This window comes from Brevundimonas sp., assembly GCF_035626535.1.
Taxonomy (GTDB): Bacteria; Pseudomonadota; Alphaproteobacteria; order Caulobacterales; family Caulobacteraceae; genus Brevundimonas.
In genome coordinates this window covers 30430-42375 of the sequence record NZ_DASPNO010000075.1, presented here as the reverse complement: position 1 = coordinate 42375, position 11946 = coordinate 30430, and the positions used below count along the sequence as shown (strand labels likewise).

Sequence of the window (11946 nt, the reverse complement as noted above, 5' to 3'; positions counted from 1 at the left end):
ACGCAGTTGACGGTGACGCCACGCGTCGCAACTTCCTGCGCCAAGGCCTTGGAAAAGCCTATCATTCCGGCCTTGGAAGCGGCGTAGTTCGCCTGCCCGGGATTCCCCATCACGCCAACGACGGAGGTGATGCCGATGATGCGGCCCGAGCGGCGCTTCATCATCCCCTTCATGGCCGCGCGCGACAGGCGGAAATAGCTCTCGAGATTGATCCGGATAACGTCGGAGAAGTCCTCGTCCTTCATCCGCATCAGCAGACCGTCCTTCGTGATGCCTGCGTTCGCCACGAGGATGTCCAGCGGCGCGCCGGCGGCCTCCTCGGCGCGGCCGATCAGGCCGTCGACCGACTCGGCGTCCGACAGATTGGCGGCGGCGGCGAAGGCGCGCCCGCCGAGTTCCCTGGCCAGGTCCTGCAGCACGGCCTCGCGGGTGCCGGAAAGGACGACGGACGCGCCCTGCGCGTGCAGTGCGCGGGCGACGGCGCCGCCGATGCCGCCCGTGGCGCCGGTGACGAGGGCGGTCTTGCCGGTGAGATCAAACATGGGGTTCTCGCTTTGCTCTCGGGTCGAACAGCCCGAACTTTCGGAGGTTCAGGTCGCACTTGCCGCAGCGCGACCTTGGAATCGAGGAAAAGAGCGCGCCCCCGGCCCGAAGGTAAGGGCTGTGGCCGCAACGCGGGCAGGCCGGAAATCTGGAGAAGCTGAGGCCGAATCCCAACCAGATTGCGCCGGCGGCGACAAGGGCGGGTAACCGCAGGCTACCCTCCACCGAACTCGCCAGGCCCAAGATCGGGACACCGACGAAGAAGAAGATCAGCAGGAGGCCGACGGTCGAATAGAACCAGGCGAACAGATAGACGCTGGGCCAGCGCATCCGCCTACCCCAGCGACTTCGCGAACGCTTCCAGCTCTTCCGGCGTGTTCAGCGACAGGCTTTCCGCGTCGGGGGCGATGCGTTTGGCCATGCCGGTCAGCACCTTGCCGGAGCCGATCTCGGCGAAGCGGGTCACGCCGCCCTCGCCCGCCATCCACTCCATGCTCTCGCGCCAGCGGACGCGGCCGGTGACCTGTTCGATCAGCAGGCGGCGGATGATCTCGGGATCGATCTCCGGGCGGGCGGTGACGTTGGCGACCACGGGCACGGCGGGGGCGACGATGGTCGCCTCGGCCAGGGCGGTAGCCATTTCGTCGGCGGCGGGCTGCATCAGCGGACAGTGGAAGGGCGCCGAGACGTTCAGCGGGATGGCGCGGGCGCCGAGTTCCTTGGCCTTTTCGATGGCGCGGTCGACGGCGGCCTTGTCGCCGGAGATGACGATGTTGCCCGCGTTGTTGTCATTGGCCACGACGCAGACGCCGACTTCCGTGCCGGCCCTGGCGGCATCCTCGGCCAGGGCGAGGTCGGTCTTGGGGCCGATCAGCGAGGCCATGGCCCCGCGGCCCACCGGGACCGCGCGCTGCATGGCCTGGCCGCGCAGCTTGAGCAGGCGCGCCGTGTCGGAGAGCGAGATCGCTCCGGCGGCGCACAGGGCCGAGTATTCGCCGAGCGAGTGTCCCGCCACGAAACCGGCCCGGGTGACGTCGACCCCGAACTCGGCCCTTAGAGCGCGGGCGGCGGCGACCGAGACGGCCATCAGGGCCGGCTGGGCGTTTTCGGTCAGGGTAAGCTGGTCCTCGGGCCCCTCCCGCATCAACTGGCTGAGCTTCTGGCCCAGGGCCTCGTCGATCTCCGCATAGACTTCGCGGGCGCTGGCGAAGGCGTCGGCGAGCGCCGCCCCCATGCCGACCGACTGGCTGCCTTGTCCGGGAAACAGAAGGGCGAGGGTCATGAAGCGCTCCGGGGCCGGTGAATCGAGGCGGAGGGGTAGGACGATAGGGCGAAGGGGGCAAGCTCGCCCCTGACCGAACTCAGAACAGCACGCCCGGGTTCATGATCCGGTGGGGGTCCAGCGCGGCGCGGACGGCCTGCATCGCGCGGATCTCGACGGGCGACTTGTAGCGGCGGGCCTCGTCGGTCTTGAGGCGACCGAGGCCGTGTTCGGCCGAGATCGAGCCGTCATGGCGGGCGACGATGTCATGGACGATCTGCGAGCCCTCGGCCCAGCGGGCGAGGAAGGCGGGGTGGTCCCCGCCCGGGGGGCACAGCACGTCGTAGTGGATATTGCCGTCGCCGACGTGGCCGAAGGCGCTGACGCGCGCGCCGGGGTGGAAGCGTTCCACGGCGGCGGTTGCCTCCTCGAGAAAGTCCGCGATGCGGGAGACGGGGACCGAGACGTCATGCTTCCAGCCCCCGCCCTCGGGCTTCTGGGCGGCGGACTGCTCTTCGCGGACCTTCCAGAAGGCCGCGCGCTGGGCGTCGTTCCGGGCGAGGGCGGCGTCGGTGATCAGACCGCTCTCGAAGGCCTGCGACAGCAGCCGTTCCATGGCGGCGTCGGCGGCGGCGGGCTCGCCGGAAACCAGTTCGATCAGGACGTACCACGGCGTCGCGTCGTCGAGCGGTTCGCGCGTGTCCGGGATGTTGGCGAGGACAAACTCCAGGCCGATCCGTTTCATCAGCTCGAAGGCCTCGACGCCGCCGCCGGTCTCGGCCTTGGCGCGGGCCAGCAGTTCGATGGCGGCCCGGGGGCTGTCGAGCCCGACCATGGCGGTGGCCCGGCTGCGCATGACCGGGAACAGCTTCAGGGTCGCGGCGGTGACCACGCCGAGCGTGCCCTCGGCCCCGATCAGCAGCTGCTTCAGGTCGTAGCCGGTGTTGTCCTTGCGCAGCCGTTTCAGACCGCGGAAAACCTCGCCGTCGGGCAAGACCGCCTCGATCCCCAACACCAGGTCGCGCATGACGCCGTAGCGCAGCACGGCCGTGCCCCCGGCGTTGGTCGAGATGACCCCGCCGATGGTGGCGCTGCCTTCGGCGGCGAGGCTGAGCGGGAACATCCGGTCGGCGGCGGCGGCGGCCTGCCGCGCTTCCAGAAGGGTGACGCCGGCCTCCACGGTCATGGCGTCGTCGAACGGGGTCACGTCGCGGATGGCGCGCAGCCTGCGGGTCGAGAGCAGAACCTCGCCGAACGGAATCTGGCCGCCGACGAGGCCCGTGTCGCCGCCCTGCGGTACGATGGCGACCCGGTGTTCGGCGCAGATGCGCACGGCGGCGGCGACCTGCTCCGTCGAGCGGGGCGTCAGCATCAGCGGCGTGTGGCCCTGCCAGCGGTTTCGCCACTCGGTCAGCCAGGGCGCGATCTCGGCCGGATCGTCGGTCCAGCCGCCGTCGCCGAGGGCGGACTTGAGGGCGGCGAGGGCTTCGGCGGAAGGGGGGACCATCGGGCCGTTGTCTCAAAGTCGTGGGCGCGGCGAAAGGGCTTAGCTATCGTCGGCCGATGTCGCCTCCCCTTCCCGCCCCCGTTCCCGCCGTCGGCGTCGTCTGTCTGCGCGGCGACGAAGTGCTGCTGATCCGGCGCGGACGGCCTCCCAAACAGGGCGAATGGAGCCTCCCGGGCGGACGCATCGAGCCCGGCGAGCGCGCCATCGAGGCCGCACTGCGCGAGTTGCGCGAGGAAACCGGGGTGGAGGCGGAGATCACCGGGCTGGTTGACGTGGTGGACGGCCTCTTCCCGGAGGCCGGTCGGCACTATGTGCTGATCGACTACGCCGCGCGCTGGCTGTCCGGCGAGCCGGTGGCGGGCGACGATGCGCTGGAGGCGCGGTTCGTGGCCCTGCACCGGGTTGAGGCGCTGATCGACTGGGACGAGACGCGGCGGGTGATCTTCACGGCGGCGGCGGCGCGCTGCGCCTGAAACATTACAGCGAGTTCATGAACCCGCGGCCGGTTTCGCTGGCGAGCGGGCCGCCGGATGCTAACCTTGAGGGGAATAGGGAGGCCCATCATGAGTTATTTCGCCATCGCGCTTGTCGTTCTGGCCATCGTGCTGTTGTTCAGCGTCGTGAAGATCGTGCCGCAGGGCCGTGAATTCACTGTGGAACGGTTCGGAAAATACACCCGCACCCTGACGCCGGGCATCAGCCTGCTGACTCCGTTCGTCGAACGGATCGGCCGGCGCATGAACATGATGGAGCAGGTGCTCGACGTCCCGACGCAGGAGGTCATCACCAAGGACAACGCCGTGGTGAAGGTCGATGGCATCGTCTTCATCCAGGTGATGGACGCGGCGCGGGCCGCCTACCGGGTCGACGACCTGCCCTACGCCATCTCGCAGCTGTGCATGACCAACCTGCGGACCGTGGTCGGCTCCATGGAGCTGGACGAGGTGCTGAGCCAGCGCGACGCCATCAACACCCGGCTGCTGCACGTCATCGACGCGGCGACCGAGCCGTGGGGCGTGAAGGCCAACCGGATCGAGATCAAGGATCTGACCCCGCCGGCCGACATCACCAACGCCATGGCCCGCCAGATGAAGGCGGAGCGGGAACGCCGCGCCGTCGTCACCGAGGCTGACGGCGAGAAGCAGGCGGCGATCACCCGCGCCGAGGGCGCCAAGCAGGCGGCCATCCTCGAGGCCGAGGGCCGTCGCGAAGCCGCCTTCCGCGACGCCGAGGCCCGCGAGCGCGAGGCCGAGGCCGAGGCCAAGGCGACGGCCATGGTGTCGGAAGCCATCGCCCGCGGCGACGTCAATGCGATCAACTACTTCGTGGCCCAGAAATACGTCGAGGCCTTCGCCGAACTGGCCCGCAACCCGACGGCCAAGACGGTCATCGTGCCGTCGGAGATGTCGGGTCTGGTCGGCACCATCGCTGGGCTGGGCGAGCTGGTCGGCCTGGCGAAGGAACAGCAGCAGATTCGCAACGAAAGCCGCCCCGCGCCGGCCGCCGCCCCGCGCACCACGCCCCCGACTCCGCCGCGCCCGCCCCGCGGCGGCTCCGTTCCGAGGACCTGACCCATGGACGCCCTGATCGAACTGCATGCCGCCCAGCCGTACTGGATCTGGCTGGCGCTCGGCGTGATCCTGCTGGCGGTCGAAGCCGCCTTCTCGACCGAGTGGCTGCTGTGGCCGGCGGTGGCGGCGGGCGTGGTGGCGGTGGTCACGGCCCTGGGCCTGCCGTTGGGCGTGCTGGGCGAGATCCTGCTGTTCGCCGTGCTGACCGTGGCGGCGACGCTGCTGTCGCGCCGGCTGATCCAGCGGGTCAATCCGTCGGACGCGCCGGACATCAACGCCCGCGATGGTCGGCTGATCGGCCAGCGGGCGCAGGTGGCGCAGGCTTTCGTCGACGGCCGCGGCCGGGTGTTCGTTTCGGGCGCCGAATGGCCGGCCGAGATCGAGGGCGCCGCGCCGCTGGTCGGGGAGAGCGTCATCGTCGAGGGCATCGACGGGCCGAGGCTGAAGGTCCGCCCCGTCTAGCGTCCCAGCTCGTCGATCCCGCGATTCGCCAGGCCGTCGGCGCGTTCGTTGAGTTCGTGGCCGGCATGGCCCTTGACCCAGTGCCACTTGACCTCGTGCCGCGCCCGGGCGGCGTCGAGGCGCTTCCACAGGTCCTCGTTCTTGACCGGCTTCTTGTCGGCCGTCTTCCAGCCGCGCGCCTTCCAGCCCCGGATCCATTCGGTGATGCCGGTCATGACGTATTTGCTGTCGGTGTGCAGGTCGACGCGGCAGGGCCGGGTCAGGGCTTCCAGCGCCATGATGGCCGCCATCAGCTCCATGCGGTTGTTGGTGGTCAGCGGCTCGCCGCCCCACAGCTCCTTCTCGTGACCGCCGCCGGTCTGGAGCACGGCGCCCCAGCCGCCGGGACCGGGATTGCCGCGGCAGGCGCCGTCGGTGTGGATGATCACGTGACTCATGCGCGCGTCCCTATCAGGTTCGCTTGGCGTCGCGCCACTGAACGGCCTATATGCGGCGGAAGAGTTTGAGCGGGTCGGGCGAGACCTGACGATCGAGCGACCAAGGTCGCTTCTGGAGAATATGTGATGGGTATGAGCAGCTGGTGGCATTGGGCGCTCGTCATCGTTGTAGTGATGTTGTTGTTCGGCGGCCGTGGAAAGCTGTCCGGTTTGATGGGCGACGCCGCCAAGGGCGTGAGAGCGTTCCGCGACGGCCTGAAAGACACCGATGGCGACAAGCCGAAGGACGAGCGCGCCGGCGCCCTGCCCCGCACCGACGCGGAAAAAGAAGATCTGAAGTCGTAACCCCCCGCTTCGCGTCGGAGACCCTGACGGATGGGTGGACTTGGCCCCGGAATCGGCGGGCTCGAAATTCTCGTTATTGGTCTCGTGGCTCTTCTGGTCGTGGGGCCGAAGGACCTGCCCGTACTGCTGCGCAAGGTCGGCAAGGTCATGGCCAGGGCGCGCGCCATGGCCAACGAGTTCCGCTCCAGCTTCGACGAAATGGCCCGGCAGTCCGAGCTCGACGAATTGCGCAAGGAGGTCGAGGCCCTGCGCACCGGCCAGGGCATGGTGGCGCTGGGCGCGGAGGCCGATGCGGCCTTCCGCGACATCCGCAACGACCTGAACAAGCCGCTTCTCGCGCCCGCGGACCAGCCGACGCTGACCGGGCCCGGGGAATGGCCGGAGAGCGCGCCGGTGATGCAGCCGCTGGAGGCGCCTGCCGCCCCGGCGCCCACGGCCAGGCCCAGGGTCCCTCGCAAGAAGGCCGCATCCGCCGCGACCTCGCCGAAGAAGCCGGCGACCCGGAAGGCCTCGGGTCCCAAGGCCTCTGAGGCCAAGCCGAAAGTCTCGCGCAAGAAAAAGGTGGACCTGTGAGCCGGCTCGACCGCGACGAGGCGGAGATCGAGGCGTCGCGCGCGCCCCTGATGGATCACCTGATCGAGCTGCGCGGCCGGCTGATCATCTGCGTTGTCGCCTTCGTGCTCGGCTTCATCCTGTGCTTCGCCTTCTCGGAGCCGATCTACATCTTCCTGGTCAAGCCGTTCGCGGCCGCCGCGGCCTTCCATGGCGCGGTCGGGCCGGGCGGCCATGTCTCGCCGCTGGACCTGATCCTCGGCACGGCGGGCCTGAAGGCGCTGCCAGGCGTCGACGGCCAGATGGTCAACCTGATCTACACCGCGCCGCTGGAGTTTCTCTTCACCAAGATGAAGCTGGCCGGCTTCGGGGCCATCGTCGTGACCTTCCCGATCCTGGCCTGGCAGCTGTACCGATTCGTCGCTCCGGGCCTGTACCGCAATGAAAAGGGCGCCTTCCTGCCCTTCCTGATCGCCGCGCCCCTTCTGTTCCTTCTGGGAGCGGCGCTGGTCTATTTCGTCATGCTGCCGTTCGTGATGTGGTTCTCGCTGAGCCAGCAGATCACCGGCAGCGGCGTCTCGGCGGAACTGCTGCCCAAGGTGTCGGACTATCTGAACCTCGTCACCGCCCTGCTGCTGGCCTTCGGCCTGTGCTTCCAGCTGCCGGTGGTGATGACGCTGCTGGGACTGGCCGGCATCATCTCCTCCAAGGTCATGGCCGAGGGCCGGCGCTACGCCATCGTCGGCGTCGTCGTCGTAGCGGCGGTGGTGACCCCGCCCGATCCGATCAGCCAGTTGATGCTCGCCGTTCCGCTGGTGCTGCTCTACGAGATTTCGATCTGGTGCGTGCGGCTGATCGAACTGCGCCGCCGGACGGCCGATGCGGCGGAGGCGGCGGCGGGCTGACGGAACCCGCGCGGAGCGTGGCCGTTTGGCCCGGGTCCCCTTTTCAGGAGCCCGCCATGAGACTTCTTCGATACACCGCCATCGCCTCCGCCAGCGTCCTGGCGCTCGCCGCCGCCGCCTGCACGCCGGCCGGGGATGACGCCGACACGGCGGCCGAAACCGCGGCCACGGACACCAATACGACCGTCATCGAGCGCGAGGTCCCGGCCGATCCGGTCGTGGTCGAGCGCGAGGTGCCGGTCCCCACTCCGCCCGTCGTCGTCGAAAAGCGCGACGGCGACAGCACGACCGTCCGCGCCGGCGAGGGCGGCATCGAGGTCGAGACGACCAACCGCTAGGGCGGTATGCGGCGGAGCCTGCCCGATCGGGCAGGCTCCGCCGCCTCAGGTGATCCAGCTGCTCTTCTCCTCGACCTCGCACGGCGCTCCATCGGACGGGCAGCGGGCGATGAAGGCGCCGCCGACCCAGCTGGCCGACCAGACGACATAGTGCTCGCGGCCGTCCAGCGAGGAATAGACATCGACCTTGGGCGGGTAGAAGGGCGTCCCGCCCTCTGACAGCCGCCGGACCTGCTCGGTCGTAAACACCAGCAGCCGGAAGGGCAGGTCGAGGCCCGTGAACAGGCCGGGATCGTCCGACACGAGGATGATCGAACGAGGTATCGGCGGCGGTGGTGGCGGCGACCCCATGGCGGCCAGCATGTCGTCCAGCTCCATCGGCTCTTCCGTCGGAGGGCGGGGCGAGATGACAATGGCGCCTGCGTCATGACCGGTCATCTGCTGCAGAATGGCGAGACCGAGAGTGCGACGCGCCGGGGACGCGGGGCCGTCCGTTGCGGTCAGCGGCGCCGGGTCGGCGCCGTCCAGGAGTCCGTCCGAGTCGCTGTCGGGGAGACGCGGATCCATACGCAGGCGGAGCTCGGCGATGTCGGTGAGTCCGTCGGAATCGCTATCGGCGAACACCTCCGCCAAGGGCCGGGAGATCACCAGCCCATCTTCCTGGCGGGCCAGCGAGAGCCCGACGGGCGGGAAGCTGATCGATCCAGTGGCGATCTCGCGCACCTGCACCTCGATCTGCAGCCGGCCGTCCTCCACCAGAGGCAGGGCCGAGGACGCGGCGACGACATAGGGAAAGTGCTGCTGCAGGCCGAGATAGGCGGGTCCGGTCCAGACGCCGCCCTCGGTGCGGGCCAGCCAGACACCGTAGGCCGGGATTTCGCCGGGCAGGTCGAGCTCCGCGGACTGGAACAGGGCGTACCGCTCGCCGTCCACCGCCTGGTGGCGCAGCACCGCGCCGGCGGGCACGGGCAGGCCCGCCAGCTCCGTCGGCATCGCAGGAGGCTCCTCGTCCCAGGCCATGGACTCCGCCGGTGGCGTCCAGGCGGCGACGCCTTCAGGCAGCCTCGCCTCGCGCCAGCCCGCGGGGGGCGAGGGCGTGGCGTCGCGGGGGCGCACCGGCGCGTCGCCGGTCGCGGCCCATGCCGCCTCGATGGCTGCAGCCAGTTCGGCCCGGCGAACGGCGACCTCGTCCGGGAAGCCGATCCGGGAGAGCAGGTCTTCATAGCCCTCGGTATCCGCGCGGTAGTAGAGCGGCCGCTGCTCGAGAGTCCGGGCGATGCCGGCATAACCGGCCTCACGCACCCGGGCCGCGACAAGACGGCGAGCCGCCGGGCCGAAGTCGAGGAACATTCGCCCGGAGCCGGACATCCCGGGGTGGTGACCCTCGGGATTGAGTCCGTCGCCCTCGACCATCAGGCCAAACAGATCTGCGGCCGGAACCGAGGGCTCGAAGGCGTCGAGGACGGCGAGGTGCCGCTCGCGGGAATCCCACTGCGCGGGATCCCCGAGGTGGGCGGCGGCGCGTGCGGCGATCTCGGCGGCGGCGATACGGTCTCCCTCCAGGGCGAGGGCGGCGATCAGCTCGTCGGTCAGGGCTTCGCTTCCCGGGCGGGCCGCACAGGCATCGTCCCCGTCGGAAGCGCACGGCGGCGCCGCCAGCGGCAGCAGGCTGCGGACCTCGCCCGGCAAGGTGCGGAAGAGGCGCAGGCCGTCATCCGTCAGCCCAAGCTGGAAATAACGGGTCAGGACTGTCTGGGCATAGACGGCCTGTTCGGTGGGGCCGGCTCCCTGCGCCTGCGCGCGCGCGGCCGCGACCTCGAGGACCGCCAGCTGCCAGCCGTCCCAAGCGTCCGGACCGCCGCTGACCGTGGGGCTGGAGACGGTCAGAGCCTCGAGCAGGACCGGGTCCAGCGGACGCTCGAGCAGCAAACCCGCCAGCAGGGCGATGTCCTCGCTATAAGCATACAGTCGGCTCATGACCCGCACGCGGGCCGGATGATCCTGGACCAGGCGGACGAAGGCGTCGGTCCGCACGGGGCCGCGCCCGCCGGCGAGGTTCCGGCCAACCACCCACAGCAGCTCCCCGCTGGGCTCGGCAAGGGCCGGGGAGATCACCCGGCCCCATTCGGGGGTGTCAGGTGAGAAGGTGCAGGCCGTCTCCTGACAGCGTTCGCGCAGGGCGACGCTGGCGACGATGACCTCGGCGTAGGCCTCGGCCCGTTCCGCATCGAGACGGGCAGCGCGGCCGAAGCGGGCGACGGCGCGAGAGGTGTCCGTCTCCTCCCCCGCAGCCTCGAAGAGATGATCCTCCCAGTCCTGCTCCTCGTCGAGACCGAACTGGCTTGAGCTCCACTCGACAAAGATCGCCCAGTCCTCGTCGGGAATCGCCGCTGCGGGCGTGGCGAACGCGGGGGCCAGAAGGGCCAGCACCGCAATCCAGACGCGATTCATGACCTTCTCCTCCATGCGGACTTGCGAAGCTTGGCCGGAGGTTGAGGCCGGATTGCGACCAAAAAAACGGGCGCCGGCGGTTTCCCGTCCGGCGCCCTTCGATCGTCAGTCCCGGCTGCCGATCAGCAGCTGTAGTACATGTCGAACTCGACGGGGTGCGGGTGCAGTTGCAGCCGCATCACCTCTTCCATCTTCAGCTCGATGTAGCTGTCGATGAAGTCGTCATCCATGACCCCGCCCTTCTTGAGGAAGGCGCGGTCCTTGTCGAGATTCTCCAGCGCCTCGCGCAGGCTGCCGCAAACCTCGGGGATGTTGCCGCGCTCTTCCGGCGGCAGGTCGTAGAGGTTCTTGTCGGCGGCGGCGCCCGGATCGATGCGATTCTCGATGCCGTCGAGGCCGGCCATCAGGAGGGCCACGAAGGTCAGGTAGGGGTTGCCCATCGGGTCCGGGAAGCGGGCCTCAATGCGCTTGGCCTTGGGCGAATTGACCCACGGAATCCGGATCGAGGCCGAACGGTTGCGGGCTGAATAGGCCAGCTTCACCGGCGCTTCGTAGCCCGGGACCAGACGCTTGTAGGAGTTGGTGGTGGAGTTGGCGAAGGCGTTGATGGCCTTGGCATGCTTTATGATGCCGCCGATGTACCACAGGCACATGTCGGACAGACCGGCGTATTTATCGCCCGCGAACAGCGGCTTGCCGTCCCGCCAGATCGACTGGTGCACGTGCATGCCCGAGCCGTTGTCGCCGAAGGTCGGCTTGGCCATGAAGGTGGCCGACTTGCCGTAGGCCGCCGCGACGTTGTGGATGACGTATTTGTAGAGCTGCAGGCGGTCGGCCATGGTCAGCAGGTCGCTGAATTTCAGGCCCAGTTCGTGCTGCGCCGGGGCGACCTCGTGGTGGTGCTTCTCGGGCTGCATGCCCAGGTCGCGCATCACGCCCAGCATCTCGCCGCGCAGGTCCTGGGCGCTGTCGGTCGGGTTGACCGGGAAGTAGCCGCCCTTGGGTCCCGGACGGTGACCCATGTTGCCCTCGGAGTATTCCGCGCCCGTGTTCGCCGGCAGCTCGATCGAGTCGTAGGTGTAGCCGGTGTCGTGGGGAGCCGTGCTCCAGCGGACGTCGTCGAAGATGAAGAACTCGGCTTCCGGCCCGAAGAAGACCGTGTCGCCGACGCCCGACGACTGGACATAGGCCAGCGCCTTCTTGGCCATCGAGCGGCTGTCGCGGTTGTAGGGCTCGCCGGTGTCCGGATTCAGCACGTCGCAGAACAGGAACAGTGTGGTCTGCTGATAGAAGGGGTCGATCCAGAAATTGTTCAGGTCCGGCTTCAGCAGCATGTCGGACTCGTTGATCGCCTTCCAGCCGGCGATCGAGGAGCCGTCGAACATGGTGCCGTCTTCGAGGAACTCCTCGTCGACGAGGTCGATGTCGAAGGTGACGTGCTGCATACGCCCCTTGGTGTCGGTGAAGCGGAGATCGACGTACTGGACGTCCTTCTCCTTGATCTCCGAAAGGATTTTCTTGGCGCTCATTCTCGGGGTCCGTTTCTTGGGGGGAGGATAACGAAACGGCCGCCT

General features: G+C 68.9%; 14 protein-coding genes. 7 read left to right on the top strand and 7 right to left on the bottom strand.

Going from position 1 to position 11946, the window contains the following annotated elements; all coding sequences use genetic code 11:
* The 4 genes from VEC04_RS11825 to VEC04_RS11810 all read right to left on the bottom strand — a co-directional run.
* Nucleotides 1-542, bottom strand: a 542-nt coding sequence (locus tag VEC04_RS11825; protein WP_324777076.1) for an SDR family NAD(P)-dependent oxidoreductase, incomplete at its 3' end; no start/stop codon positions are given.
* Nucleotides 535-873 carry a hypothetical protein gene (locus VEC04_RS11820; protein WP_324777074.1) on the bottom strand — a complete coding sequence of 113 codons (339 nt, stop codon included), beginning with the start codon at nucleotides 871-873 and terminating at the stop codon, nucleotides 535-537. The genes VEC04_RS11820 and VEC04_RS11825, both read right to left, overlap by 8 nt.
* Before the next feature lie 4 nt (nucleotides 874-877).
* The gene (fabD, locus tag VEC04_RS11815; RefSeq protein ID WP_324777072.1) at nucleotides 878-1825 is read right to left on the bottom strand and encodes an ACP S-malonyltransferase; all 948 of its coding nucleotides are present in this window, start codon (nucleotides 1823-1825) and stop codon (nucleotides 878-880) included.
* A gap of 79 nt (nucleotides 1826-1904) precedes the next feature.
* Complete coding sequence (locus tag VEC04_RS11810) at nucleotides 1905-3311, bottom strand: FAD-binding oxidoreductase (RefSeq protein WP_324777070.1); 1407 nt, start codon at nucleotides 3309-3311, stop codon at nucleotides 1905-1907.
* Between the two features lie 56 nt (nucleotides 3312-3367).
* Here VEC04_RS11810 and VEC04_RS11805 point away from each other — a divergent pair, with 56 nt between their 5' ends.
* The 3 genes from VEC04_RS11805 (at nucleotide 3368) to VEC04_RS11795 (ending at nucleotide 5344) form a co-directional block, all read left to right on the top strand.
* On the top strand, nucleotides 3368-3784 hold the full coding sequence (locus VEC04_RS11805) for an NUDIX hydrolase (RefSeq protein ID WP_324777068.1): 417 nt from the start codon (nucleotides 3368-3370) through the stop codon (nucleotides 3782-3784).
* A gap of 90 nt (nucleotides 3785-3874) precedes the next feature.
* Nucleotides 3875-4882: an SPFH domain-containing protein gene (locus VEC04_RS11800; RefSeq protein WP_324777066.1), complete on the top strand. Its 1008-nt coding sequence runs from the start codon at nucleotides 3875-3877 to the stop codon at nucleotides 4880-4882.
* Nucleotides 4883-4885: 3 nt separating this feature from the next.
* Nucleotides 4886-5344 carry an NfeD family protein gene (locus tag VEC04_RS11795; RefSeq protein WP_324777064.1) on the top strand — a complete coding sequence of 153 codons (459 nt, stop codon included), beginning with the start codon at nucleotides 4886-4888 and terminating at the stop codon, nucleotides 5342-5344.
* On the opposite strand, the gene rnhA is transcribed toward VEC04_RS11795, so the two are convergent.
* A complete protein-coding gene (gene rnhA, locus VEC04_RS11790) occupies nucleotides 5341-5781 on the bottom strand; it encodes a ribonuclease HI (RefSeq protein ID WP_324777062.1) in 441 nt (146 codons plus the stop codon). The two genes, VEC04_RS11795 and rnhA, sit on opposite strands and share 4 nt — an antisense overlap.
* 126 nt (nucleotides 5782-5907) lie before the next feature.
* On the opposite strand from rnhA, the gene tatA reads away from it, so the two are divergent.
* The 4 genes from tatA to VEC04_RS11770 are packed head-to-tail and all read left to right on the top strand — an operon-like array spanning nucleotide 5908 to nucleotide 7921.
* Nucleotides 5908-6126, top strand: a complete 219-nt coding sequence (gene tatA, locus VEC04_RS11785; RefSeq protein WP_324777060.1) for a twin-arginine translocase TatA/TatE family subunit — start codon at nucleotides 5908-5910, stop codon at nucleotides 6124-6126.
* Between the two features lie 30 nt (nucleotides 6127-6156).
* Complete coding sequence (gene tatB, locus VEC04_RS11780) at nucleotides 6157-6699, top strand: Sec-independent protein translocase protein TatB (RefSeq protein WP_324777058.1); 543 nt, start codon at nucleotides 6157-6159, stop codon at nucleotides 6697-6699.
* Nucleotides 6696-7583, top strand: coding sequence for a twin-arginine translocase subunit TatC (gene tatC, locus VEC04_RS11775; RefSeq protein WP_324777056.1), 888 nt, complete (start codon nucleotides 6696-6698; stop codon nucleotides 7581-7583). The genes tatB and tatC overlap by 4 nt, the downstream gene beginning before the upstream one ends.
* Nucleotides 7584-7639: 56 nt before the next feature.
* Entirely contained in the window at nucleotides 7640-7921 is a 282-nt protein-coding gene (locus VEC04_RS11770) for a hypothetical protein (protein WP_324777054.1), read from the top strand.
* A gap of 45 nt (nucleotides 7922-7966) precedes the next feature.
* Here VEC04_RS11770 and VEC04_RS11765 read toward each other — a convergent pair whose 3' ends face one another.
* Entirely contained in the window at nucleotides 7967-10372 is a 2406-nt protein-coding gene (locus VEC04_RS11765; protein ID WP_324777053.1) for a hypothetical protein, read from the bottom strand.
* Between the two features lie 122 nt (nucleotides 10373-10494).
* Nucleotides 10495-11901 carry a type I glutamate--ammonia ligase gene (gene glnA, locus VEC04_RS11760; protein ID WP_324777051.1) on the bottom strand — a complete coding sequence of 469 codons (1407 nt, stop codon included), beginning with the start codon at nucleotides 11899-11901 and terminating at the stop codon, nucleotides 10495-10497.
* Between the last annotated feature and the right edge of the window lie 45 nt (nucleotides 11902-11946).

Excerpts from the sequence above, each read along its gene's own strand:
- fabD (WP_324777072.1), bottom strand. The coding sequence starts at position 1,825 with ATGACCCTCGCCCTTCTGTTTCCCGGACAAGGCAGCCAGTCGGTCGGC.
- VEC04_RS11765 (WP_324777053.1), bottom strand. The coding sequence starts at position 10,372 with ATGAATCGCGTCTGGATTGCGGTGCTGGCCCTTCTGGCCCCCGCGTTC.
- VEC04_RS11770 (WP_324777054.1), top strand. The coding sequence starts at position 7,640 with ATGAGACTTCTTCGATACACCGCCATCGCCTCCGCCAGCGTCCTGGCG.
- VEC04_RS11820 (WP_324777074.1), bottom strand. The coding sequence starts at position 873 with ATGCGCTGGCCCAGCGTCTATCTGTTCGCCTGGTTCTATTCGACCGTC.
- VEC04_RS11810 (WP_324777070.1), bottom strand. The coding sequence starts at position 3,311 with ATGGTCCCCCCTTCCGCCGAAGCCCTCGCCGCCCTCAAGTCCGCCCTC.
- rnhA (WP_324777062.1), bottom strand. The coding sequence starts at position 5,781 with ATGAGTCACGTGATCATCCACACCGACGGCGCCTGCCGCGGCAATCCC.
- tatB (WP_324777058.1), top strand. The coding sequence starts at position 6,157 with ATGGGTGGACTTGGCCCCGGAATCGGCGGGCTCGAAATTCTCGTTATT.
- tatA (WP_324777060.1), top strand. The coding sequence starts at position 5,908 with ATGGGTATGAGCAGCTGGTGGCATTGGGCGCTCGTCATCGTTGTAGTG.
- VEC04_RS11795 (WP_324777064.1), top strand. The coding sequence starts at position 4,886 with ATGGACGCCCTGATCGAACTGCATGCCGCCCAGCCGTACTGGATCTGG.
- glnA (WP_324777051.1), bottom strand. The coding sequence starts at position 11,901 with ATGAGCGCCAAGAAAATCCTTTCGGAGATCAAGGAGAAGGACGTCCAG.
- VEC04_RS11800 (WP_324777066.1), top strand. The coding sequence starts at position 3,875 with ATGAGTTATTTCGCCATCGCGCTTGTCGTTCTGGCCATCGTGCTGTTG.
- VEC04_RS11805 (WP_324777068.1), top strand. The coding sequence starts at position 3,368 with ATGTCGCCTCCCCTTCCCGCCCCCGTTCCCGCCGTCGGCGTCGTCTGT.